Source organism: Singulisphaera chitinilytica (genome assembly GCF_049331405.1).
Classification (GTDB): Bacteria; Planctomycetota; Planctomycetia; order Isosphaerales; family Isosphaeraceae; genus PoT.
Window position 1 is genome coordinate 6,647,680 of the sequence record NZ_CP186274.1, and the last position, 22,747, is coordinate 6,670,426.

Genomic DNA, 22,747 nt, shown 5'->3' on the forward strand with positions numbered 1-22,747 from the left:
GGATTCGAAATAGCGAACGGCGGAGTCCAGGGTGATGGACTCCGCCGTTCGTGTTGGCCGTGATCCGGAGATTCGGCTCGGATTTTATCGGAGTCCCGATCAGGGGCAGGTCAAGCAGGCGGGGACCGCCACGGGGACCATCGTGCACTGCTGGACGGCCACCTGTCGGGGCACGACTCGGGCGACGCAACGATTGACGGTGACGGGAACCTGTTCGGGGACGAGCACCGGCACTTGTCGGCTGGCCGTCTCGGCGACCATGCGGCAGGTGGTGACGGGCACCGTCTCCGTCCGCTCCTCGGCGACCATCTGGCATGTCGTGACGGGGATGTTCTCGACGTGCTCCTCGGCGACCATGCGGCAGGTGCGGACCTCGTAGGGCTGGACCCGCTCCTCGGCGACCATGCGGCAGGTGGTGACGGGGACGTTCTCGACCCGCTCCTCGCAGACCATGCGGCAGGTCCGCACTTCATACGGCTGGACCCGCTCCTCGGCGACCATCTGGCATGTCGTGACGGGGATGTTCTCGACGCGTTCCTCGCAGACCATGCGGCAGGTGCGGACCTCGTAGGGCTGGACCCGCTCCTCGGCGACCATGCGGCAGGTGGTGACGGGGACGTTCTCGACCCGCTCCTCGGCGACCATCGTGCAGGTCTGGACCGGCACCTGGCGGACCTGGGTCTCGCGGACGTATCGCGTCTCGCTCACGTTACGCACGACCTGCCGGGGGACGTAGACCGTCCGGCAAACCGTCCGGGGCGGGGTCTGCACGGCGACCGTGGCGACCGTCGCGTACTTCTTGCGGTGCAGGCAGCCGAAGAGCTTCTTCGGCTTCTCGCAGCCGCAGCCCGGATCGATCGGGGCCACGACCGGCTGCTCGATCACCGGGCCGGGCACGGAGACGGCCTGGGTCTCGTAGTAGCCGCATTCCTGGACGACCTGGCGGACCGTGGTGACCGGGCGGCAGACCGTGTACGGCTCCTCGACCATGCTCGTCTGGACCACCGGCTTCATGACGGTGTAGCGGCGCTGGGTGTTGACGGTCTCGTAGACCGGCTTCATGACGGTGTAGCGTCGCTCCATGGCCTTGGTCTCGTAGACCGGCTTCGAGACCGTGTAGCGGCGCTGGGTGGTCGACGTCTGATACACCGGCTTCATGACGGTGTAGCGTCGCTCCATGGCCTTGGTCTCGTAGACCGGCTTCGAGACCGTGTAGCGGCGCTGGGTGTTGACGGTCTCGTAGACCGGCTTCATGACGGTGTAGCGTCGCTCCATGGCCTTGGTCTCGTAGACCGGCTTCATGACGCTGTAACGGCGCTGGGTGGTCGACGTCTGGTAGACCGGCTTCATCACCGTGTACTTGCGGGCGACCTGGGTGGTCTCCTGCACGGGGCGCATGACCGTGTAGTTCTCGGTCCGGTACCCTTGGCGATAGCGGGTCTCCATGACCGTGTACGGCTGGCTCTCGTAGACCGTCTCATAGACGGTCTGCATCACGGTCTGGACCTGCGGGACCAGCGAGACCACGTTGACCTGCGTCTGCATCACGGGTGCCGGCGCGCAGCTCGTACAGGCGCCACCGCCGTAGCTAGCCCAGGCGGGGCTCGCGAGCCCCCACACGGCCAGGGCCGCGCCCGCTATCGGGCGCATCAGTTTCAAGGACTCCGACATGCGTGTCTCCTCGACAGTAAACGGGCATCCGTGATGGTTGCGTCAAGTGGTGTGTGTCAAGCGGCCCGAAGGAGAGCTGTCTCATCCCTGAGAAATCCTTCCCGCTACTCAAGATCTACCTAGATTGCCCCAAATGTGTCTGCCAAGGTGCTCCTTCTGAGCAACCAGCACGAAACAACCCTTCAGACACTGCTAATATAACATGGGTAAACTAGGTGCTTAGCGGGAAAACGAAAAAATCCCAATGTCCTGCGACCTCGATGCCGATAAGATCCGTTTTGGTTCCACTATGTTAGCTTGCCAGGGTCGCATCTAACCCAATGGCAACGCGTGTGCCGATCGCATTTTACCCCCCGCACATCCCCCTCCTCGCGGGCTGAGACAGGATGAAACGTCGCGAGGTTCAGCCCATTCTCTTTGAGAAAACTAGGTGGGTCAGCTCGATGTGGTCGCGGCCGATTTGGACCCAGTCCTCCAGTAAAACGCTTGCTGGATAGGGGTTTAGAGGCAGATGGTTTGGTTGAAATTCAAACTTGTTTTGCACGAGATGTCATTAAATATAGCCCTGGTTGGGCGGACCGAGAGCCTCGTCAGTTGTCAGGAGGATTCGCGCAAACGTCATCTTTCCTGAATCCAGATCTTTGAAGTGGGCTTGGCTGGGTTTTGTAAACTTTTCATCGAGTGGTTGTCGGTTTGCCATCGGGCTGTCGTTTGCCCGGGTATCGGAACCTCAGCCCTATGAAGTCGGCCGAGTCTGACCAGGTGGTCCGAGCCCTTTGTCATCCCTCCTGCCCCGATACATTGGGAGACGCTCGCGCTCGCACGCTCGATCTACTGCCGGTTGAGGACATCGTGATATCACCGTCAGGTGGTTGTTTTTTACCGCGGTTCCGGTCCAATCTAGCCACGATACGTTTCAACAAACCGTAAGTGAGGAGCTAACCATCGTGACCGGGCACACGGACCGCAGGGATTTCCTGAAGCGGATGGGCGGGAGCGTGGCGGCGATGGCGGCCGCGAGTCCACGGGCGTTCGGGGCGAATGAGCGCATGGTCGTGGCCGTGATCGGCTGCGGAGGGATGGGGAGCAACCACCTGAAGCTCCTCTCGCGCAGGGATGACGTGGACCTCGCGTACGTCTGCGACGTGGACAGGTCGCACCTCGCCGAGGCCGGCAAGAAGGCGGAAAGCGCCGGGCGGAATCCGAAGCTGGTGCAGGACCTCCGCAAGGTGCTCGACGACAAGGCCGTCGACGCCGTCTGGGTCGCCACGCCCGACCACTGGCACGGGCCGGCCGCCATCCTCGCCTGCGAAGCCGGCAAGCACGTCTACGTCGAGAAGCCCTGCTCGCATAACATCCGCGAGGGCCGCCTGATGGTCGAGGCGTCCCGCAAGCATAAGCGGGTGATTCAGGTCGGCATGCAGAGCCGGAGCACCGACTTCATCCGCGAAGGGATTCAGCGCCTCCGCGAAGGGGAGATCGGCGAGGTCCTCGTCGCCAAGGCCTGGAACAGCCAGAAGCGGTCGAACATCGGCCACGCCCAGCCTTCCGAGGCTCCTCCGGAACTCGATTACGACCTCTGGACCGGCCCGGCCCCGATGGTCCCGTACCAGTCGAATCGGTCGCATTACAATTGGCACTGGTGGTACGCCTTCGGCACGGGCGACATGGGGAACGACGGGGTCCATGAGCTCGACATCGCACGCTGGGGCCTGGGCGTCGACACGCCGCCCGCGAAGGTCGCGGCCATCGGCGGCAAGTACGGCTTTGACGACGACCAGCAGTTCCCCGACACCCAGTACGTCGTCTTCGACTTCCCCGGCGACGGCCAGGTCGGGCACAAGAAGCAACTCGTCTTCGAGCAGCGGATCTGGTCCCCCTACCCCGAGCACGGGGCCGAGAACGGCAACGCCTTCTACGGCACCAAGGGGATGATGATCCTCGCCAAGAATGAAGGCTGGACGATCCTCAAAGGGAAGTCGCGCAAGGGCTCCGTCTCGGTGCCCGACCACCATCAGAACTTCCTCGACAGCATCCGCGACGGCACGAAGCCGAACGGCGACATCGAGCACGGCCACCGCTCCGCCTCGCTCTGCCACCTGGGCAACCTCGCCGCCCGCCTCGGCCGCACGCTCGAGTACGACGGCAAGGCCGAGGCCGTCACCTCGGAACCCGACGGCGCTCGCCTCGTCAGCCGCGAGTATCGCGAGGGGCACTGGGCGATCCCCAAGGGAGTTTGAGCTCTACCTTGCAACAGCACGAACCCGGGCCGGCCGCGGCCCCGGTTCGGCTTGACCCCGAAGGATGATCGCCAATGATTCGAAATTGTAATTTTGAGCACGTGATGACTTGGTTTGATGTTGGGATTGGGACTTCGCCCACGGATGACAAATCGGCTGGCGATTGACTATGGTATTGGGAGATTTTCAACCGTGCACGGGATCGACGTCCGATCTCGGGCCGCGCCGATCGGACGTGATGACTCGCGAGACCTTTGATGAATGAATCGGCCCGCCTCCGCCGGAGACAGGTCCTGACCGTGGCCCTCGTGGTCGCGGGATATTCGGGCTACTACCTCTGCCGGTCGAACCTCTCGGTCGCCATCCCGGAGATCATCAAGGAGCTGGCGGCCCGGGGCTGGGATCCCGGCCGCGCGAAGGAAGCCCTGGGGGCGATCGTCTCGATGGGCATCCTCGCCTATGCTATCGGGAAGCCTTTCGCCGGGGCCCTGGCCGACTTCCTGGGGGGGCGCTTCAACTACTTCGGCGGCATGCTGGGGGCGATCCTGATGACGGCCCTCTTCGCGATGGGGGGAGGGATGCCGATCTTCGCGACGGCCTGGTTCGGCAATCGCCTGCTCCAGTCGTTCGGCTGGGGAGGGATCATCAAGATCACCTCGCGCTGGTTCGGCTTCTCGACGTATGGCACGGTGATGGGTGTCATCAGCCTCAGCTATCTCTTCGGCGACGCGGCCGCGCGGGGCTTCATGGGACTGCTCTTCGCTCGCGGCTTGAGCTGGCGTGCTGTCTTCATGGTCGATGCCGCCGTCTTGCTCCTCTTCTTCGCGATCAACGCGTGGCTCCTGGTCGAGGATCCGACCCACCTGGGGTTCAAGGAACCCGACGTGAACCCGGATAACGTCTACGGCGAAGGGGGGCAGGACGCCGTCCCCGCCAACCTCAGGTCACTCCTGGGGCCGCTGTTGAGGCGTCCGGCGTTCTGGATCGTCTGCCTGCTGTCGGTCGGTCTGACCTTCCTGCGAGAGGCCTTCAACAACTGGACCCCCACCTACTTCGTGGACAGCGTGGGGCTCAGCCAGGCCCAGGCGACCTCCGCCAGCGCGCTCTTCCCACTCGTCGGCGGCGTCTCGGTGATCCTCTCGGGGTATCTGAGCGATAAGCTCGGCCGCGGAGGGCGCTCGACGATCATCCTGGTCGGGCTCTGTCTGGCGGGGAGCGTCCTGACCACGCTGGGGGTGGTGAACTTCGCGGGCTCGACCCGGTGGCCGATCATCCTGGTGACGAGCGTCGCTTTCTTCCTGCTGGGCCCGTATTCTTACCTCGCCGGCGCGGTCTCTCTCGACCTCGGCGGCAAGCAAGGGGGTGCGACGGCCTCGGGGTTGATCGACCTCGCCGGGTACTTCGGGAGCATCGTGGCCGGTTGGGGTATCGCCCGTGCCTCGATCATCTTCGGCTGGCGCGGCGTCTTCCTGATCCTGGCGGGGATCGCCTGGGTCTCGAGCGTCGTCGCCGCCATCTATTACTGGGAGCAGCATCGCCGCCCGGCCTCGGGCGACGTGGTCGAGGTGAACGCATGATCGAACCGAAGTATGAAGAGATCGCCAGGCTTTTCGAGACCCAGGGGCACTCCGCCTACTTCGGCGAGGCCGTCTCACAGACCGAGCACGCCCTGCAGGCCGCCGACCTCGCCGAGCGCGAAGGGGCGTCGCCCGCGCTGATCGTGGCGGCGCTCCTGCACGACGTCGGCCACCTGCTGGGCGAGTCCGACATCGACCCGGCCGATCATGGGCAGGACGGCCAGCACGAGGAACTCGGCGTCGCCTGGCTGAACCGTAGCTTCGGCCCCGAGGTCACCGAGCCGATCCGCCTCCACGTCGTCGCCAAGCGTTACCTTTGCCGGGTCGAGCCGGGTTACTTCGACGACCTCTCCCCCGCCTCGAAGCGCAGCCTGACACTCCAGGGGGGGATCTTCTCCGCCGAGGAGGCGAAGGCCTTCGAGTCGAACCCGCACTTCGAGGCGGCGATCCGCCTGCGACACTGGGACGACGAGGCCAAGGTACCCGGCCTCGTCGTCCCCGGGGTGGAACATTACCGCGATCGGATCGAGGCCACCCGGCTCAATCCTTGAGCCCGTTCGTCCGCGGTTATTCCAGGGGATCAACGGTCGCGGGCGACTTCCGGAGGGCGAACTGCCAGAGGTAATAGACGGGGATCCCCGCCACGATCGTGAGCAGCGTATAGGTCGAGACCCGCGCCCGCTGGCTGAAGGCCGCCAGGGTGAGCAAGGCCGTGAAGATGAGGAAGATCGCCGGCGTGACGGGATAGCCGGGGGTCCTGAAGGGGCGAGGCAGGTCCGGCCGGCGGATTCGGAGCACGTAGATGGCGCTGATGGTCAGCATCGAGAAGATCGCCAGCCCGACGCTCGCGTAAACGAGCAGGCCCTCGAAAGACCCGCTCCAGAGCACGGCCAGGCTTACGGAGACCTGTAAAGCCGTTGCGACGGCCGGCGTCCCGCTCTTCTTCGTGAGCCGGCCGGCGAAGGCGGGGAACTGGCCCGCCTGCGCCATCGCGTATACGACCCTCGGGCCGGTGAGGACGTAAGCACTCATCGACGAGAGGAGCATCAGGCCGATGGCGACGGATAAGGGGTTCGCCCACCTCGCGCCGTAGAGCTTGAGCGCCGCCAACTGGGAGATCGGGGCGACGACGTCGGGCGGGAAGGCTTCGCGGTTGGTCGGAGCGTCCACGATCGCCTTGACGTCGGCCGCCGACAGAGCCAGGGCGTAGACAACGTTCAGGCTCACGTAGAGCACGACGACGATCGCGGTCCCGATGAGGATCGCCAGCGGGAGCTTGCGTCTGGGGTCGACCACCTCCCCCGCGAGGTACGAGGACGCGTTCCAGCCGACGTAAGCGTAGCTGATATAAACGAGCGAGAACATCATCGGCAGGAACGACATGTCGGCGATCGGCGGCCGATCGTCGAGATGGCCATGGTTCCGCCAGCCCGCGGTCAAGCCCGCGATGACGAATCCGGTCAGCAGGACGAGCTTGAGTGTGGTGATCCAGACCTGCACCCGCGCGGTCCTCGACCGGCTCGACGTGTGGATCGCGGCGAAGAGGAGCAAGAGCAAGGTCGCGAGACCTCGTTGCGCGATGTCCCTGGTATCCCCCTCGAACCGGATCGGGGCGAGGAGGAACTTCGAGGCGCCGAAGGCCGAGGCCGCCGCGGGGGTGGCGAACCCGATGAAGAACGAGACCCACCCGGAGAGGAAGGCGACCACCGGTCCGTAGGCCTCGTACAGGTAGACGTAGTCGCCGCCGGTCCTCGGGAGCGCCGCGGTCAACTCGCAGAGCGTCAGGGCCCCGCAGGCCGCGACGATGCCTCCGACCACCCAGAGGCCGAGCATGAGCTGGTTGCTCCCGACGGCGTAGACCGTATAGCCGGAGGTCGTCAGGACCCCGGTGCCGACCATGCTCGCCACGATGATGAATATGGCGGTCGCCAGGCCGAACTCGGCGGGCATCGCCTCGGGCTTGGCAGTCACGGCGCCCGGTTGCGGCTCGGTGGTGGACATCAGCGTCTCCAAGGTGCCCTGCTGGGGGATCGAACGTGCCCTAGTGATCGCCGAGCGGGGGGCGAAATTCAAGATGTGAATGCTCCGGCCTGGGTTCGCATCCAGCGCGATGGGCGACAACATGGCCGTTCGAAATACGGCGACGGCCGGCGCGGAGCCCTTTCGGGACCGTTCCGACCGTCGTTTGAGCGAATCGGTTTCTTCGAAACTTAGAGGCTCAGTTCCGGAAGCCGGGCTCGTTCGCGGGTTCGGGAGGCGGGGGCGTGCTCTCGATCGGGGCGGCTCGGCTGGAGCCGGCAGCCCTGGCCTGTACGGGGACCTCGCGGGGGAGGCGAGACAGCGAGGCGGCGGCGGCGTCGCGGACGGCCTGCTTCTTGTCGTAAACCGTGGCACGCTCGAGGTAGACGGCCACCTGCGGGTCGCCGATCTCGCCGAGGGCGTTCGCGGCGGCGACGCGGACGTCGGTGTAGTTGTCGTACTTGAGCCGCTCGAGGAGCGCGGGGATGGCGCGGGGGTCACGCATCCGGCCGAGGTTGTTGCAGGCGTCGCGACGGGTCGAGCTGTGGTAACTCTGCAGCCGCTTGACCTCGTCGTTGACGAGGTCCACCACGACGGTCGGCGGCGGGGGCGGGGTCGCCGAGTACGGCTGCGGCTGGTTCACGACGACGACCGGCGGCTGGGCCGGCACGGCGTAGACGGGGGCCGGGGCCGGGGCCGACATCGCCGAGCCGGCGACCATGCCGAGCCCGAAGAGGCCGGCGCCGCCGAGGATCGCGGCCCCGGGGCTGATGCCGTTGTTCACCTCGACCACGGCCGGACGCGGTCCCCAGCCTCGCCAGGCGGGCCCGGGGCCGAAGGCCGGGCCGGGGCGGAAGCCTGGGGGCGGGCCCATCGGCCGGGGCCCAGCCCGGTGAGCGAAGACGTCGCTATGCATCGACCCGCCGGGTCGCGTGATGTTCACCTGGCGCTCGACGAAGCCGGGGCCTCGCTCGGTCGTGATGCTCCGCTCGATCGTCCGTCCTCGGGGGCCCGTGATCGTGACGTCACGCTGGCGCTCCACGACTTGTGCCCAGCTCGTTGTACTTCCTGCGCCCAAGGCAATCAACAAACCGGCGCCAATCCATCGCTTCATGCCATAGACTCCTTCAAGTCCGTCGTCGGAGTGCTTGCGCTGGTCTAACCCGCCAGACGGCTCCGTCAGCGGGCGGGAATTGTCATGGCCCCTGCCTTTTTTGTGAAGGCCAATCACCCTGGCGGCCGATATTGACGGGTTGCTGTCAACCCTCGCCGTAATTGGGGCCACTCCCAGTACGTTAGATCGCCCGCGTTGAGCGAATGCGAAAGTTTGCGCATCCGTTTTCTTGTTTTCGGCATTTAGCGCTTGCGACGTTTCTTCTTTTTGTCGTCCCCCTTCAGAGGATTCGCGACCCCCTTGCGGGCCGGCTTCTTGGGGCCTCGGGGGACCGGCCTCGGTGCTCGGGGCCTCATCGGTTCCGCCCCGGCCTCGATGGGCGGGGCATCCGGCTTGACCAGCGCGAGGTCGAGGATCCGGCGGTCGACGTCGATGTGCGCGATCCTGACCTCGACCTTGTCCCCGAGCCGATACCTGCGCCCGCCCCGGCGACCGATCAGCGTATGCGTCTCCGACTCGAGGTAGTAATAGTCGTCGTCGAGGTTCGTGATGTGGATGAGCCCCTCGACGGGGAGCTCGACGAGCCTGCCGAAGAAGCCGAAGTCCTCGACGCCGATCACGACCGCCTGGAAGGTCTCACCGATCCGCGTCTCGAGATAGGTCAAGAGCTTGATCTTGATCAGCTCGCGCTCGGCCGTCTCGGCCCGGCGCTCGGTCTTCGTGCAGTGCTCGGCGAGGACGACCAGTTCGTCGTGGTTGCTCTTGGGCTTCTTGCCGGCGATCAGGGTCGTGAGCTGGCGGTGGACCTGGAGGTCGGGATAGCGTCGGATCGGCGAGGTGAAGTGGCAGTAATCCTCGCTCGCCAGGGCGAAGTGCCCTTCGGGCTCCGGCGTGTACACGGCCTGCTTGAGGCTGCGGAGGAGACCGTAGTGGACGGCGTGCTCCTCCGGCTTGCCGGTGGTCTCGGAGAGGACGCGCTGGAGTTCGAACCGGCTCTGAGGCTTGTCGATCTTGATCCCGAGGCTGCCGACGAACTCGGCGAACTCGCGGAGCTTGAGCGGGTCGGGGTCGGCGTGGCCTCGACGCAGGAATCCGACGTGGTTCGCCGTCAGGTGCGAGGCCACGGCCTCGTTGGCGGCGAGCATGAACTCCTCGATGACCTGGTGGCTCTCGTCGTGCGAGGCCAGGTGTGCGCCGACGACTTGTCCCTGGTCGCCGAGATCGATCTCGACCTCGGGCATGCTCAGCTCGAGGGCGCCTCGATCGAACCGGCGACGACGCATGATCATCGCCAGCTCGAGCATCTGGCTCACCATCTTGGCGACTTCGGGGGTGACCCCTTCGTGGGCCTCGTCGGGGGCCTTCATCACCGCGAAGGCTTCCTCGTAGGAGAACCGATGGTCGACCCTGATCGCCGACCGGGCGAAGCTCATCCCGGTGCGGACTCCCTCGGCGTTGAACTCGAGCAGGGCGCTCACCGTGTAGCGGACGTGCCCGGCCTGGAGGCTCGCGAGGCTGTTCGAGATGATCTCGGGGAGCATCGGGATCACGCGGTCGGGGAGATACACGCTCGTCCCCCGGCGCTTGGCCGACTGGTCGAGCTCCGATCCGCTCTCGACGAAGTGGGAGACGTCGGCGATATGGACCCCGAGGCTCCAGTAACCGCGCTCGTCGCGTTCGAGGGTGATCGCGTCGTCGAAGTCGCGGGCCGTGGCCGGGTCGATCGTGACCGTGAGCACCTCGCGGAGGTCGAGCCGCTCGCCGATCTCGTCCTGCTTGAAGAGCTTCGCCTGCCGCCTGGCCTCGTCGAGCACGACGTCGTCGAAGACATCCGGGATGTTCAGGGCGCGGATGACGGCGAGGGTGTCGACGCCTGGGGCGCCTCGGGGGCCGAGGATCTCGGTGATGACCCCTTCCCCGTCGACGTAGGGGCTCGGGTAGCGGACCATCTCGAGGGCGACCTTGTCCCCCGGCTTGGCCCCCTTGGCGCCGGGGTCGCCGACGTAGATCGGGTCGTTGAAGGTGGTGCCGTCGATGCGGACGAAGCCGGCGCCCGACTGCTCGAAGTAGGTGCCGACGAAGGCCCCCGAGGCGCGGGCGAGGACCTGCACGATCCGCCCTTCCGGGTTCATGCCCGGCCCCTTGGGCTTCTTGACGATCCGGACGGCGACCTCGTCGCCGCTCGAGGCGTCGCGGCCGGCGTCGGGGGGGATGAAGATCTGGTCGGTCCGCTCGGTCGTGCCGTGCGGCTTGACGAAGCCGAACCCCTTGGCGTTTCGCCGGTAGATCCCGGTCACCGTCCCCTTGGTGTTGGGCTTGCTGAGTCGCTTGTCCTTGGCGATCTCGAGCTGCCCGTCCTTGATGAGCCACTTGGCCGTGCTGCGGAACTCGGGATAGGCATCCGCGTCGACGCCCATGAATCGGCCGAGCGCCTTGAGCGTGAGCGGCTTGTAGTCGGGCTGGGAGACGGCCTTGAGGATCCGTGTTTCGAAGTCTGTCTGGCTCATGGGTTGTTCCTCGGCGCGGGGCGTGCTTCCGTCGCTCGTGCCGCCGACTCGCCCCTGGCGGCGAAGACCCTTGCGACGAGGCCTCCGAGCTGGGCGAGGACGAGGACCAGAAACAGGCGGGCGATCTGTACCAGGTTGCCGACCTTCACGCTCCGCTCGGCGAGGAGGTTGGAACTGACGTAGGTCTTGGGGACGGGCCCGGCGGTATTCATAGGACCCGTCGGCACGACGGCGGGTTCGGTGAGGGCCTTCTCGGCGAGGTCGAAGAGCCCGCTCGTGAGGTCGGAGCTGAATTGACCGGCGATCCAGGAGCCGTTGATCAGCAAGAGCGAGACCCAGCCGAACAGGGCGAAGCCGCCCCAGTAGATGCGATCCCCCCCCTTGCCGAAGAGGAGCCCGGCGAGGCCGGTCAGCAGGAGGGCCAGGACGACGATCGATGAGACGTTGGTGAGGAGGACCGTGGGAGCCCTGACCGCGGCCAGGGCCATCGCGGCGACGAAGACGAGCCCCATCAAGCTCGAGATCGAGACGTATCGAGGGTTCATCGGCCTCTCCCCGCCCTCGACGAGGGCGCGCCCGTCCGCGTCACCGACCTCCGAGATTTGCCGCCGATGTAGAGAGATGTTCGCGTGAAATCCTGAAACGTCAGGGTCCATCCCCGACGTTCAAGTCTATCACGCCCCTTGCGGTCGTGCGGAAGTCGCCCGGAGGAACCCGGGAACGATGAGCCTGAACAGGTTGGCCCGGCCATCGACGACCGCCGGGCCCTCGGATGGGTCAGGCTTCCGTCCCCTCGTCCCCGACCGTCCCCCCATTCGGGCCACCCTTGAAGAGCCTCCGGCCGAGGTTCTGGTGGAAGGGGGTCCAGGCCGACTCCCGGGAGGGATCGTCGCGGATTTCGCGCCCGAAGGTGTGGATCTTGGCGTCGAGGTTGTCGAGGTAGTGGAGCGCGATCGCCTCGAGCGTCATGGGCAGCTTGGGGCTGCCGAACTCGTGCGTGCCGTGGTGGCTGACGATCATGTGCTTGAGCCGGAGCGAGAGCTCGTTGGGGAACGGCTCGCCGGTGAGGTCCGACGTGCGCTCGACCTTGTCGCGGAGCATCTCCACGCCCATGACGAGGTGGCCGACGAGCTGCCCTTCGTCCGTGTAGCCGAAGGCGCGGTCGTAGCTAAGCTCGTCGATCTTGCCGATATCGTGGAGGAAGATGCCGGTCAGCAGGAGGTCGCGGTCGAGCTCCGGGTAGAGGTCGGCGATCCGATCCGCGGCCGTCAGCAGGGTGACGACGTGCTCAAGTAGACCCGAGTGATAGGCGTGATGGTTCTTGATCCCGGCCGGGGCCGTGGTGAACTTCCGCACGAACTCGTCGTCGATCAGGAAGCACTCTGCCAACGCACGCAGGTGCGGGTTGGTCATCGAGAAGAGGATCTCTCGGAGCCTGGCGGAGAGCCGCGCGACGTTCTGCGTGCTCTGCGGCAGGAAATCCTCGGGCTCGATCCGGGAAGGATCGACGACCTCGAGGTGCGAGAGGATGAGCTGCAGGGCGCCCTGGAAGACCTGGGTCTTGCCTTTGACGTGGAGGTAGTCGCCCGCCTCGAAGGTGCGGGCGAGTCCCTCGCTCGCGTTCCACAGCCGCGCGCCGACGCTACCCGTCTTATCACGCAATTCGAGATGGAGGTAGAGATTGCCTTGACGATTCGCCCGGAGCTGCTTGTCTGCGACCAGGAACGATTCGTCGACGGAATCTCCGTTGCTCAACTGATTGACATAACGACGGGTCATGCGGAAATTTCGACCGTGGGTGCGGAACCTTCGCGAGGTGGGCCAGGGATCCGGGTACGAGACGGGGAGCGGTATCGAGAGCAGGGCCGTCGCCGGCCCATGAGTCAGGGAGGAAGACGTATCGATCGGAACCGGGTTGGGCCCGCATCTTACTCCGCGACATCTCCCGGGTTGTCCTGCGACCCCGGGCATCTCAACCACTCCTGACCCGTTTGGGGGCGAATACCTGACTCGACGGACGAGGTTCGATTAGTGATCAGGCGAGTCCGACGCTGAAGGCGTGATTGTAGGAGGGGAAAGCGCCCCCGGTCAAGGGACCGGAACCCCGCCCCGCCTTCAGCGACAACCAAGGACGATGCGGCCCGCCATCCGGCCCAAAAAAAAGGGGCCGCGGCGATCTGCCGCGGCCCCTCGTCGCGAGCGATTGCGATGGCATCCCGGGGGATTTCCCCGGACTGGAGAGCATGGCCCGCTCGCGGGCGAGGCCGAGGTCGGGAATCCTCGGCCTGGGGATCGGCCCCCTGCCCTCGAGGCCGGCATCCTTCGGGACGGACGGCGGGCGTCGACGGAGGGGCCGAATGAGATCATAGCGGAGCGGATCAGTCGGTCGTCGTATTGTTCGAGTAGCCGACCGTGGTCGTGGTCGCCGGGTAAGGGAACGGCAGGTTGGTCGGGCTGGTGGTCGCCACGCCCGCCGGGGGCAGCCCTGAGTCGACCGGGCCGACCTGGTGGATCAGGCTGAACGCGCCGATGGAGGACCGCACCCTGCCGATCCGGCCGAGTTGCTTGATCTGGTTGTTGGGGTCGATGACCACGCCCAGGTAATACTTCCCAGGCCGCGTCGGCAGCGTCACGGGCGAGCCGCTGATCGTGACGATGTTGTTCGGCTGGTTGATATTCTGGGAGTTGTCGAGCGAGTCGCTCTTCGAGGGGGCGGTGGAGATCGCGGGGATGTTCGCGACCTGGTAGAGCCCGACGATCGAGCTGCCCGGCCCGAACTTGCGATCGACCGACGCGACGAGGGCGACGGTCACCGGCCCCTGGATGCTGGTCGCGGTCGTGCCTACGTTGGCGACCTGGATCGTGGGGTCGATCGTGTCGCCCGGCTGCATCACCGGCGGCACGTCGAGGCTGACCGCCTGGAGCTGCGGCAGCGGGGCCTCGATCCTGACGCGCGTCGAGGCCGCGGTCGTATTGTTCTTATAATTCACCTCGGTGAACGCCAGGTCGGGGTTCACCTGGAAGCGCAGGAAGATCGCCCCGCCGTCGCCCGCGAATCCGCGCGGCTGGGTCGGCAGGCTGATCGTCGAGCTCACCTGCTGGAACGTATTCTGGCGCGTCATGGGGATGTCGAATGTCCCCACCAGCACCTGGCCTCGGCTCGAATTCGCACGGGGGCTGGCGTAGACCGCCACCGTGGTCGCCGGCGCGTCGGCCGAGCTGACGTCGCCCGGCGCCTGGGCGAACGGCTCGGGCAGGGTGCTGGCCCCGGTGTTTCTCACCGTGACCGACACGTCAACCGACCCGCCCCAGGACGCGGTGGGGGCGGCATAGCCGGTGATCGACAGGTCGGGGAGCGAGTACCCCAGGGGGGTATACGCCATCAGCTCCCGTTTTTCCAATCCCTCGAGCCCCTCGAGCGAGGTGAGGGTTGGGCGGCGTCGGGCTCGATTGTTTTGGCGCTCGCGCCTGGAATCCCATGGCAACACCGATCACCTCCCTGCGGCCGGAGTCTCCGGCATCCCTCACCGATCGAGGAATGCTGAAGCTACTCAACAACCATCATCAACAATGTTGACTCTCGGCGAGACGACTCCATCCGCGAGGCCCAGAGCCCGAACGACCAACGACATCCTTTGGTGTTATTTTGTCGTCGCGACTTCCCCCGGAAATTGCGGCGATTTCGAGTCCCGGGAGGGTTTCCAATCCTCGCAGGAGCGACGTAACGCCCGCATGGGACGTCGGGCCTGGCGCGGCTGTTCCTGTCGGCGCGGTCCCGCCGTCGGGTCCGCGTTCCGTCGATGGGGCCCTTTGTGGTAGATTACTCGCCTCCGCCCTCGGGGCGGGGAGTCCGGATACGGGCGCAAGGCGGAACCTCGAGGGGTTGCCGCGTGTCTCGATGACCGGACCCGGGACGCGAAATGGCCCCGGCCCCCCTCCCGGGCTCGTACTCGTATTCGTTCCGATCACATCCGCGAATCTCGACCGGGCCGCTGTTGGCGGGTACCCGGTCCCGAAGGCCCAAGCAGGAGTGCCCCCGTGCGTTGGTCGAAAGCGCTGATTCCGACCCTCAAGGAAACCCCGGCGGATGCGGTGGCACCGAGCCACGTCCTGCTGCTCCGCGCCGGGATGATCCGACAGCTTGGCGCGGGGGCGTACACCTATCTCCCACTGGGCCTGCGCGTCCTGAACAAGGCGATCCGCGTCATCCGCGCGGAGATGGACGCCGCCGGGGCCCAGGAACTCCTGATGCCCGCCCTCCAGCCGGTCGAGCTCTGGAAGGAGTCGGGCCGCTACTCCACCTTCGGCGACCTGCTGATGCAGCTCACCGTCGGCGGCAACCAGACGATGGCCCTCGGGCCGACGCATGAGGAAGTGATCACCGACATCGTCCGCGCACTCGTGCGGTCATACCGGCAGCTCCCGGTTACCCTCTACCAGATCCAGACCAAGTTCCGCGACGAGCCGCGCCCCCGGTTCGGCATCCTGCGGACCCGCGAGTTCCTGATGAAGGATGCGTACAGCTTCGACGCCGACGTCGAGCAGTTGAACGCCAGCTATGACGCGATGTACGAGGCCTATTGCCGGATCTTCGACGGCTGCGGCATCCCCTACGTCGTCGTCGAGGCCGAGAGCGGACCCATCGGCGGCGACAGCTCGCACGAGTTCATGGTCCCCTCCTCCACCGGCGAAGACACGATCATCCAGTGCCTCAAGTGTGGATACGCCGCCAACCGCGAACGCGCCGAGATCGGGCCGATCACGGCCAAGACCGCGCCGGACGCGTCGGCCCCGCCCTACGAGAGCGTCTCGACCCCGAATTGCCGGACGATCGAGGAAGTCTGCAAGTTCCTCAAGGTCCCCGAGACCGAGTCGGCCAAGCTGCTCGTCTTCCTCGCCGATGACAAGCCCGTCGCGGCGTTGATCCGAGGTGACCATGAGGCCAACGAGGCGAAGGTCCGCCGGGCCTTCGGTGCCTCGACGCTCGTCCCGGCCGACACGGCGACCCTCGAGAAGGCCACGGGCGCCCCGATCGGCTTCCTCGGCCCCGTCGCGATCAAGATCCCGCTCGTCGTCGACTCGTCGGTGGCGGTCATGCCGAAGGTCGTGGTCGGCGGCAACGCGGTCGACGTCCACCTGACCGGCGTCGTCCCGGGCCGCGACTTCTCGCTCGACAAGGTGCTGGACCTGCGCAACGCCGACGAGGGGGATCCTTGCCCCCGCTGCGGCGAGTCGATGGCGGTCAAGCAGGGGATCGAGATCGGCCACGTCTTCAAGCTCGGCACGAAGTATTCCAAGGCGATGGGGGCGACCTACCTCGACGAGAAGGGGGCCGAGATCCCGATCATCATGGGTTGCTACGGGATCGGCGTGAACCGGATCGTCGCCGCGGCGGTCGAGGCCGGCCACGACGCCAACGGGATCATCTGGCCCCTGCCCCTCGCACCGTATGAGGTCCTGATCGTCCCGCTCCAGACCCAGAGCGCCGATGTGATGGCCGCCGCCGAGTCGCTCGAGCGTCAGTTCGAGGCGGCGGGCCTCGACGTCCTCTTCGACGACCGCGAACAGCGCCCCGGCGTGAAGTTCAAGGACGCCGATCTGATCGGCATCCCCCTCCGCGTCGTCATCGGCGAGCGTGGCCTCAAGGAAGGGAACATCGAGGTCAAGTGGCGGACCGATGAGGCCGCCCACACCGTCCCGGCCGCGACCGCCGGCGAGGCGATCCTGGCCGAGGTCGAGGCGGCCCGCCAGAAGCACCGAGAGCTCGGTGCCGAGCGTCGCAAGGCCCGCAGCGAGGCCAAAGGGCGATGAGCGGCAACCGCCCCCCGAAGCTCCCCCTGGTCCTGCTCGGATTGATGACGATCCTCACTCTCGCGGGGCCGATCGCCATCACCCTGGTCATCCGAGGGGGTCAGCACCGAAGCTGGCCCCCGGATCGGCCGATCGAGTGGGCCACCCTCCTGGTCGTCGTCGCCGTCTTCGTGGTCCTGATGTCCCTCTGCCTGGGTATGGGGATTGCGCACTGGAGACGGCTCGTCGCCGCCCAGCCGGCCAAGCCGACGAACGACCTGCCCGCGTCGTAAGGAGAGATAGCGACGGCCAATCCGCCTCGGCCGTCGCACGAGACCGGGAGGGAGCATGGGCTCCCCCGGTTGCCGAATCCTTCAATTCTGGCTAAAATGACTGCAATGATGGGGCTGTCGGTGCGGGCGACGTTCGCATCGACTTTCCCGAGTTGACGTTGAGTCGAATTTGCTTCACGGAGAGAGGTAGGGTTCGCAATATGCCGACCGAGGCGTCCCGCTTGGAAGCGATCCGGGAGAAGGTCGAAGCTGGCCAGCGGTTGAGCTTCGAGGACGGCCTCGCGCTCGAGGAGTCGAACGACCTGTTCGCCATCGGGACGATGGCCAACATGGTCCGCGAGCGCTACAACGGCAACTTCGGCTACTATAACGTCAATACACACATCAATCCGACTAATGTTTGTGTGTACAAGTGCGACTTCTGCGCCTTCCGGGCCGACCTGGACTCGGAGCGGGCGTACGTCATGGACCGCAACCAGATCGTCGAGCGGGCCAAGCAGGCCCACGAGCGCGGGGCGACCGAACTGCACATCGTCGGCGGGCTCCACCACAAGCTGCCGTTCGACTACTACGTGGATCTCGTGCGCTGGATCAAGGAAGCGTACCCCGAGATCCACATCAAGGCCTACACGGCCGTCGAGATCGAGTTCTTCGCCAAGATCGCCAGGACGGACATCAAAGATGTGCTCGTCCGCCTTATCGACGCGGGGCTCGGCAGTCTACCCGGCGGCGGGGCCGAGATCTTCCACCCCGAGGTCCGCAAGGAGATCTGCGGGGCCAAGGCCTCGACCGAGACCTGGCTCGAGGTCCACCGCACGGCGCACCAGCTCGGCCTGAACTCGAACGCGACGATGCTCTACGGTCACATCGACAAGGCGAAGCACCGGATCGACCACATGATTCGGCTACGCGAGCTGCAGGACGAGACCGGCGGCTTCCAGACGTTCATCCCCCTGGCCTTCCACCCCGATAACTCGAGGATGGACGAGCTGCCCAAGCCCTCGGGCGTGATGGACCTCAAGACGATGGCCATCAGCCGCCTGATGCTCGACAACTTCCCGCACATCAAGGCCTACTGGGTCATGCTCGGGATCAAGACGGCCCAGGTCGCCCTCTCCTTCGGCGCCGACGACATCGACGGCACCGTCGTGCACGAGAAGATTTACCACGAGGCCGGGGCCGATACCCCGCAGGAGACGACGGTCGCGGAGATCGAGCGCCTGATCCGCGAGGCCGGCCGCATCCCGGTCGAGCGCGACACGCTCTACCACCGCGTCCAGCGTGAAGGGGGCCGGTGGAGCTCGGGCAGCCACATCGACGTGGTCGCCATCGCCGGGGCCGGCACGGGCGCACGGGACTGATCAAGGGGATTGCCGAGCTTGGATTGACCGATTTCAGGACTTGTCCTAAGATCCGGCCCTCGGTCTCAGTCCCTCGACGGCGAAGGTTCGATCCTCGGGGGACTCCGACGAAACTCGAGACTCTTGGCGAACAGCTCAAGGAGGAGCTCCGCGATGAGAGACCATAACAAGGCGTTTTGCCGGCTCGTTTCCGAGACGTTCGACTGCCCGAAGCCGGTCATCGAGTTCGGCTCGTACCAGGTCGAAGGCCAGGTCGAGTACGCCGACCTCCGCAGCCTCTTCAAGGGCAAGGACTACGTCGGCTGCGACATGCGCCCTGGCCCCGGCGTCGACCGCGTCGAGGACGTGAGCGCGATGACCTTCGAGGATGGGGTCGCGGGGACCGTCCTCTGCATCGAGACGTTCGAGCACGTCTTCGAGGTCCGCAGGGCGTTCGACGAGGTCTACCGGATCCTCAAGCCGGGCGGGATGTTCGTCATCACGTCGCCGCTCAACTTCCGGATCCACGGCTACCCCGACGACTACTGGCGGATGACGCCGAACTGCCTTCGTCGGATGCTGACCCCCTACGGGGCCCGCCTGACCGGTTACCAGGGCTATCACAAGTTCCCGCACTCGGTGATGGCGATCGCCGTCAAGGGGCCGGTGCCCGAAGGCTGGGTCGCCAAGGCCGACAAGCTCGCGCTCGACTACCGGGCCTGGCTCCGCGAGACGGAAGCCAGCATCCCCCTCGCGCAGAAGGTTCGGCGCGGGATCTCGCAGGTCTATCGCTCCAAGGGCGAGCGGCAGCACCTCTCGGCCTACTACTCGGCCGAGTTCACGCTCGACGTCGCCTCGGCGAATCCGCTCGCGAACGCGAGCTGAGCGGCACCTCGCCCGAAGCGTGTAGTCTTGTCGAGAAACCTGGGATCCATCGCTCAGCTCAAGGGATGAGGACCGGCCCGATGCCGACGACTCTCGAACGACTGGTCATACTCGGTCTTGATGGCGCGACCTGGAACGTCCTCGACCCGATGCGGCGTCGAGGGTGGATGCCCAACCTCGACGCGCTCCTGTCGAAGTCGGCCCGAGGCACCCTCCGCTCGATCATCCCCCCGGTGACGACCGCCGCCTGGACGTCGATGATGACAGGCTGCGGCCCGGCCAAGCACGGGGTCTTCGACCACCGCTACTTCGACGTGGCGGCCGGCCAGATGAAGGTCAACCACTCGGGCCGGGCCCGGGTCCCGACCTTCTGGCACATGCTCTCGCAGGCCGGGCGATCGGTCGTCAGCCTCAACCTGCCGGGGACGTTCCCGCCGCTCGACGTGCGCGGGGTCGTCGTCTCCGGGATGGATGCTCCCCACCTCGAGGCCGCGCTCTCGGGCTCGCCCGCGTTCGCAGAGCGGCTCAAGGCCGAGGTCCCGAACTACAGCCTCCGCTATTTTTGGAAGCGCGTGCCGGAGACCCTGGCCGAGCTCACCGAGAATGCCAGGCTGACCGCCGAGAGCTTCAAAGGCCGTGCACAAGGCGGCCTGCTCGCCGACCAGATGGTCCCCGACTGGACCACCCTCATGGTCCAGTTCCAGAACCTCGACCCGTTCCAGCACCGGGCCTGGCGGTTCCTGAACGTCGACGAGACCGGCCTCGACGACCCCGCCTGGAATAACGCGGCGGGGGACGTGATCCGAGGCCTCGACGTCGCCATCGGCCTGCTCGCGGAGCTGGCCGACAAGCGGGGCGCGGGGGTGCTCGTCGTGAGCGACCACGGCTTCGGCCCTTGCCTGGGCCGGATCCACGTGAACCGGATCCTGATCGAGGCCGGCGTCGCCAGCGTCCCCGGCCTGGGCGGGAAGATCAAGCGACGGACCAAGCAGGCGGCCGAGAATATCAAGCTCTGGGGGGCCAAGCGGGGCAATCCCGAGGCCCGATCGTCCTCGTTCGACACGTCGGTCGAGGCCCAGTTCCCGTTCGACTGGAAGCGGACGCTGGCCTTCGCCCCGCACCAGGACACGGCGGCCATGGTGTACCTGAACTCGGCCGACCGCCGGGCGGGTGCCCCGCTGACCACGCCTCGCGAGGTGGACGACGCCCGCAAGTCGGCCGTGCAGGCGCTTGCCGCCGCGCGTCATCCCGAGACCGGCGTCGCGCTCTTCCCCAAGATCATCGAGACGGCGGAAGCCTACCAGCTCGACCCCGCGAAGGAAGGCTATCCGGACCTGATCGCCCTGCCCGAGGAGTCGTACTGGGTCCGGACGAAGCTCACGGCCGGCAAGGCCTGGGTCGAGGCCGATGCGAACCTCCCCGGCACGCACAGGCCCGAAGGGGTCGTCGCCCTGGCAGGCGCCGGGATCGTCGCCGGGACCCAGATCGACGCCGACCTGATCGACGTCACCCCCACGGTCCTCAAGCTCCTGGCCATGCCGATCCCGTCGCACATCGAGGGCAAGCCCTTGGCATGCCTCTCCGAACTGCCGACGACCCGACTCGACCCGCCGACCGAGGCCGTCTCCGGACCTCATCATTCCCAGTTCGAGTACACCGCCGAAGAGCAGGCGATCATCGAACAGCGCCTGGCCGATCTCGGCTACCTCGAATGAGATCCTGCGGATAACAAACAAAGAGACCCCTGGAGTCGGCCAACGCCGGTTCCAGGGGTCTTTGTGTTTCAAGATCGAAGCGTCGACGGCACAGTTCAGATCAGGTCGAGCCGTCGTCGGGGGCTGCGGGCTCGCGAGCATGACGAGCAGACGCCCGTGATCACGAAGCGGTGCCCCGCCGCGCGGAAGCCGTGCTCCATGCTGATGGCCTCGCGGACCCGGCGGATCTCGTCGTTCCGGAATTCGACGACCGCGTTGCACTCGGTGCAGTGCATGTGGTCGTGCGACGGATAGCCGTAGTCGTGCTCGTAGGCCGTGCGGTTGGTGAGCCGGAGCTCGCGCAGGAGGCCCGCCTCGACCAGGAGCCGCAAGGTCCGGTAGACGGTCGATCGGCTCACGCGACGATTGGCGTTGTGCAGGTCGAGGATCAACTCGTCGGCATCGAAATGCTTGTGCGAGTCGAAGATGTGCCGGACCAGCACGCGACGCGGCTCCGTGAGTTTCTCTCCTCGGATCTCGAGAAACTCACGGAACTTATCTTCCGGGCTCCCGGAGACGGTCAGCGGAGTGAGCGGCGAGGTGTCAGACACGGGTGAATCCCTTGAACGACGCGCCGGCCGCGGCCGAAACTCCCGGCGGGACAAGCGTGCTTCGAATCAAGAATGATTCTTAATTGTAGCCTGTTCGTCGCCGGGGTCCACTCATGCTGACGGGAAAAGACGTTAGTTGATGGGCGTCAAGGAGATGGTCGGGCCGGTCGGGTTGACGGCAGCGGGGGCCGCCGGGGTTCCATTGGGGAATGCCGGGCCCGCCGTGGCCTGCGAGGGGGCTGCCATCCGCGAGAACTTACCTTGGAGATTGTCGAGCGCGGCGTGGAGATGCTTCACCGTGTGGTCGCACCCCTGGGTGTTCCCCGAATAGGAGAACGAATTGGCTCGGAGCCGGCCGAGGCTGCGCTCGTAGACGACGACGTGGACCTGCTCGACGAAGTCCGTCGCGGGGGAGCCGCAATGGCCTTTCGTCCGATAGAGTTCCGACGCGGCCAGGGCGTCGGTGAGCGGTTTCATGTCGGCGTCGCTGGCGTGATGCACGCCGTCGCTGTCGATGACGGTGCCGTCGGCATAGACCTGCAGGAACATGCCGAACTGGTTGCCGTCATTCGATCGTGCCAGCGAGATGCGGGTGACGATCGGATCCGACTCGGTCGCCGAGCGACTGACCCGGGGCTGGGGGACGAGTCGAGGGCCCGCCGGGCTGGCGTTCGAGGCGGTCGGCGCAGGGAACCCATTGGCCTCGGGGCCGACGGGGTGAGGCTCCGAGAATTCGGTGCCGAGTCCGCCGGGGGCCGTCGATCCGGGGTTCGAAGCGGGAGCGGGCGTCGGGGTCGACGTCGGTGCGGAGGAGGAAGACGAGGAGCTCCCGCCGAATCGGAAGAGCCTGGCCAGGCGGCTCGGCTCTTCCCCGAAGCTCGAGTTCCATCCCAGTGCGATCGTGATGACGCCGGGAGCGACGAGGGTCGCCCCCAGCAGGGTCTTGGTTCCGGGACGCATGCCGACCTCCTTGCCGGTTAGCTCTCGGCGACGGCATGCCTCGGTG

The 22,747-nt window shown here is 66.2% G+C and carries 17 protein-coding genes; 8 read left to right on the forward strand and 9 right to left on the reverse strand.

Annotated features, from left to right (window positions below):
• Positions 1-99: 99 nt before the first annotated feature.
• Complete coding sequence (locus ACOYYX_RS26200) at positions 100-1,671, reverse strand: hypothetical protein (protein ID WP_422925174.1); 1,572 nt, start codon at positions 1,669-1,671, stop codon at positions 100-102.
• A 947-nt stretch (positions 1,672-2,618) separates the two neighbouring features.
• Here ACOYYX_RS26200 and ACOYYX_RS26205 point away from each other — a divergent pair.
• The 3 genes from ACOYYX_RS26205 to ACOYYX_RS26215 all read left to right on the forward strand — a co-directional run bounded on the left by ACOYYX_RS26205 (position 2,619) and on the right by ACOYYX_RS26215 (position 6,039).
• A complete protein-coding gene (locus ACOYYX_RS26205) occupies positions 2,619-3,911 on the forward strand; it encodes a Gfo/Idh/MocA family protein (protein WP_422925175.1) in 1,293 nt (430 codons plus the stop codon).
• A 257-nt stretch (positions 3,912-4,168) separates the two neighbouring features.
• The gene (locus ACOYYX_RS26210) at positions 4,169-5,488 is read left to right on the forward strand and encodes an MFS transporter (protein WP_422925177.1); all 1,320 of its coding nucleotides are present in this window, start codon (positions 4,169-4,171) and stop codon (positions 5,486-5,488) included.
• The gene (locus tag ACOYYX_RS26215) at positions 5,485-6,039 is read left to right on the forward strand and encodes a phosphonate degradation HD-domain oxygenase (protein WP_422925179.1); all 555 of its coding nucleotides are present in this window, start codon (positions 5,485-5,487) and stop codon (positions 6,037-6,039) included. The genes ACOYYX_RS26210 and ACOYYX_RS26215 overlap by 4 nt, the downstream gene beginning before the upstream one ends.
• Before the next feature lie 16 nt (positions 6,040-6,055).
• Here the strand turns inward: ACOYYX_RS26215 and ACOYYX_RS26220 are convergent, their stop codons facing one another.
• From ACOYYX_RS26220 to ACOYYX_RS26245, 6 genes are all read right to left on the reverse strand, one after another.
• Positions 6,056-7,561 (reverse strand): APC family permease, encoded by a 1,506-nt coding sequence (locus tag ACOYYX_RS26220; RefSeq protein WP_422925181.1) that lies wholly within the window; start codon positions 7,559-7,561, stop codon positions 6,056-6,058.
• A 145-nt stretch (positions 7,562-7,706) separates the two neighbouring features.
• A complete protein-coding gene (locus ACOYYX_RS26225) occupies positions 7,707-8,621 on the reverse strand; it encodes a HEAT repeat domain-containing protein (RefSeq protein WP_422925183.1) in 915 nt (304 codons plus the stop codon).
• 242 nt (positions 8,622-8,863) lie between these two features.
• Entirely contained in the window at positions 8,864-11,128 is a 2,265-nt protein-coding gene (gene rnr, locus ACOYYX_RS26230) for a ribonuclease R (protein WP_422925185.1), read from the reverse strand.
• Positions 11,125-11,673, reverse strand: coding sequence for a hypothetical protein (locus ACOYYX_RS26235; protein ID WP_422925187.1), 549 nt, complete (start codon positions 11,671-11,673; stop codon positions 11,125-11,127). Before ACOYYX_RS26235 ends, rnr begins: the two co-directional genes overlap by 4 nt.
• Positions 11,674-11,905: 232 nt before the next feature.
• A complete protein-coding gene (locus tag ACOYYX_RS26240; RefSeq protein WP_422925188.1) occupies positions 11,906-12,907 on the reverse strand; it encodes a 3'-5' exoribonuclease YhaM family protein in 1,002 nt (333 codons plus the stop codon).
• 599 nt (positions 12,908-13,506) lie between these two features.
• Positions 13,507-14,511, reverse strand: coding sequence for a hypothetical protein (locus ACOYYX_RS26245; RefSeq protein WP_422925190.1), 1,005 nt, complete (start codon positions 14,509-14,511; stop codon positions 13,507-13,509).
• Positions 14,512-15,166: 655 nt separating this feature from the next.
• Between ACOYYX_RS26245 and ACOYYX_RS26250 the strand changes: the two genes are divergently transcribed.
• From ACOYYX_RS26250 to ACOYYX_RS26270, 5 genes are all read left to right on the forward strand, one after another.
• On the forward strand, positions 15,167-16,939 hold the full coding sequence (locus tag ACOYYX_RS26250) for a proline--tRNA ligase (RefSeq protein WP_422925192.1): 1,773 nt from the start codon (positions 15,167-15,169) through the stop codon (positions 16,937-16,939).
• Positions 16,936-17,211 carry a hypothetical protein gene (locus ACOYYX_RS26255; protein ID WP_422925194.1) on the forward strand — a complete coding sequence of 92 codons (276 nt, stop codon included), beginning with the start codon at positions 16,936-16,938 and terminating at the stop codon, positions 17,209-17,211. Before ACOYYX_RS26250 ends, ACOYYX_RS26255 begins: the two co-directional genes overlap by 4 nt.
• 200 nt (positions 17,212-17,411) lie before the next feature.
• The gene (gene mqnE / locus ACOYYX_RS26260) at positions 17,412-18,572 is read left to right on the forward strand and encodes an aminofutalosine synthase MqnE (RefSeq protein WP_422925196.1); all 1,161 of its coding nucleotides are present in this window, start codon (positions 17,412-17,414) and stop codon (positions 18,570-18,572) included.
• A 153-nt stretch (positions 18,573-18,725) separates the two neighbouring features.
• A complete protein-coding gene (locus ACOYYX_RS26265; protein WP_422925198.1) occupies positions 18,726-19,436 on the forward strand; it encodes a methyltransferase domain-containing protein in 711 nt (236 codons plus the stop codon).
• Between the two features lie 80 nt (positions 19,437-19,516).
• Positions 19,517-21,151: an alkaline phosphatase family protein gene (locus ACOYYX_RS26270; protein ID WP_422925200.1), complete on the forward strand. Its 1,635-nt coding sequence runs from the start codon at positions 19,517-19,519 to the stop codon at positions 21,149-21,151.
• A 95-nt stretch (positions 21,152-21,246) separates the two neighbouring features.
• Here the strand turns inward: ACOYYX_RS26270 and ACOYYX_RS26275 are convergent, their stop codons facing one another.
• Both ACOYYX_RS26275 and ACOYYX_RS26280 read right to left on the reverse strand, forming a co-directional pair.
• Positions 21,247-21,741: a Fur family transcriptional regulator gene (locus tag ACOYYX_RS26275; RefSeq protein WP_422925202.1), complete on the reverse strand. Its 495-nt coding sequence runs from the start codon at positions 21,739-21,741 to the stop codon at positions 21,247-21,249.
• 132 nt (positions 21,742-21,873) lie between these two features.
• Entirely contained in the window at positions 21,874-22,701 is an 828-nt protein-coding gene (locus tag ACOYYX_RS26280) for a hypothetical protein (RefSeq protein ID WP_422925204.1), read from the reverse strand.
• Positions 22,702-22,747 lie beyond the last annotated feature (46 nt).

Excerpts from the sequence above, each read along its gene's own strand:
- ACOYYX_RS26240 (WP_422925188.1), bottom strand. The coding sequence starts at position 12,907 with ATGACCCGTCGTTATGTCAATCAGTTGAGCAACGGAGATTCCGTCGAC.
- ACOYYX_RS26265 (WP_422925198.1), top strand. The coding sequence starts at position 18,726 with ATGAGAGACCATAACAAGGCGTTTTGCCGGCTCGTTTCCGAGACGTTC.
- ACOYYX_RS26215 (WP_422925179.1), top strand. The coding sequence starts at position 5,485 with ATGATCGAACCGAAGTATGAAGAGATCGCCAGGCTTTTCGAGACCCAG.
- rnr (WP_422925185.1), bottom strand. The coding sequence starts at position 11,128 with ATGAGCCAGACAGACTTCGAAACACGGATCCTCAAGGCCGTCTCCCAG.
- ACOYYX_RS26280 (WP_422925204.1), bottom strand. The coding sequence starts at position 22,701 with ATGCGTCCCGGAACCAAGACCCTGCTGGGGGCGACCCTCGTCGCTCCC.
- ACOYYX_RS26200 (WP_422925174.1), bottom strand. The coding sequence starts at position 1,671 with ATGTCGGAGTCCTTGAAACTGATGCGCCCGATAGCGGGCGCGGCCCTG.
- ACOYYX_RS26255 (WP_422925194.1), top strand. The coding sequence starts at position 16,936 with ATGAGCGGCAACCGCCCCCCGAAGCTCCCCCTGGTCCTGCTCGGATTG.
- ACOYYX_RS26235 (WP_422925187.1), bottom strand. The coding sequence starts at position 11,673 with ATGAACCCTCGATACGTCTCGATCTCGAGCTTGATGGGGCTCGTCTTC.
- ACOYYX_RS26225 (WP_422925183.1), bottom strand. The coding sequence starts at position 8,621 with ATGAAGCGATGGATTGGCGCCGGTTTGTTGATTGCCTTGGGCGCAGGA.
- ACOYYX_RS26210 (WP_422925177.1), top strand. The coding sequence starts at position 4,169 with ATGAATGAATCGGCCCGCCTCCGCCGGAGACAGGTCCTGACCGTGGCC.
- ACOYYX_RS26270 (WP_422925200.1), top strand. The coding sequence starts at position 19,517 with ATGCCGACGACTCTCGAACGACTGGTCATACTCGGTCTTGATGGCGCG.
- ACOYYX_RS26245 (WP_422925190.1), bottom strand. The coding sequence starts at position 14,511 with ATGGCGTATACCCCCCTGGGGTACTCGCTCCCCGACCTGTCGATCACC.
- mqnE (WP_422925196.1), top strand. The coding sequence starts at position 17,412 with ATGCCGACCGAGGCGTCCCGCTTGGAAGCGATCCGGGAGAAGGTCGAA.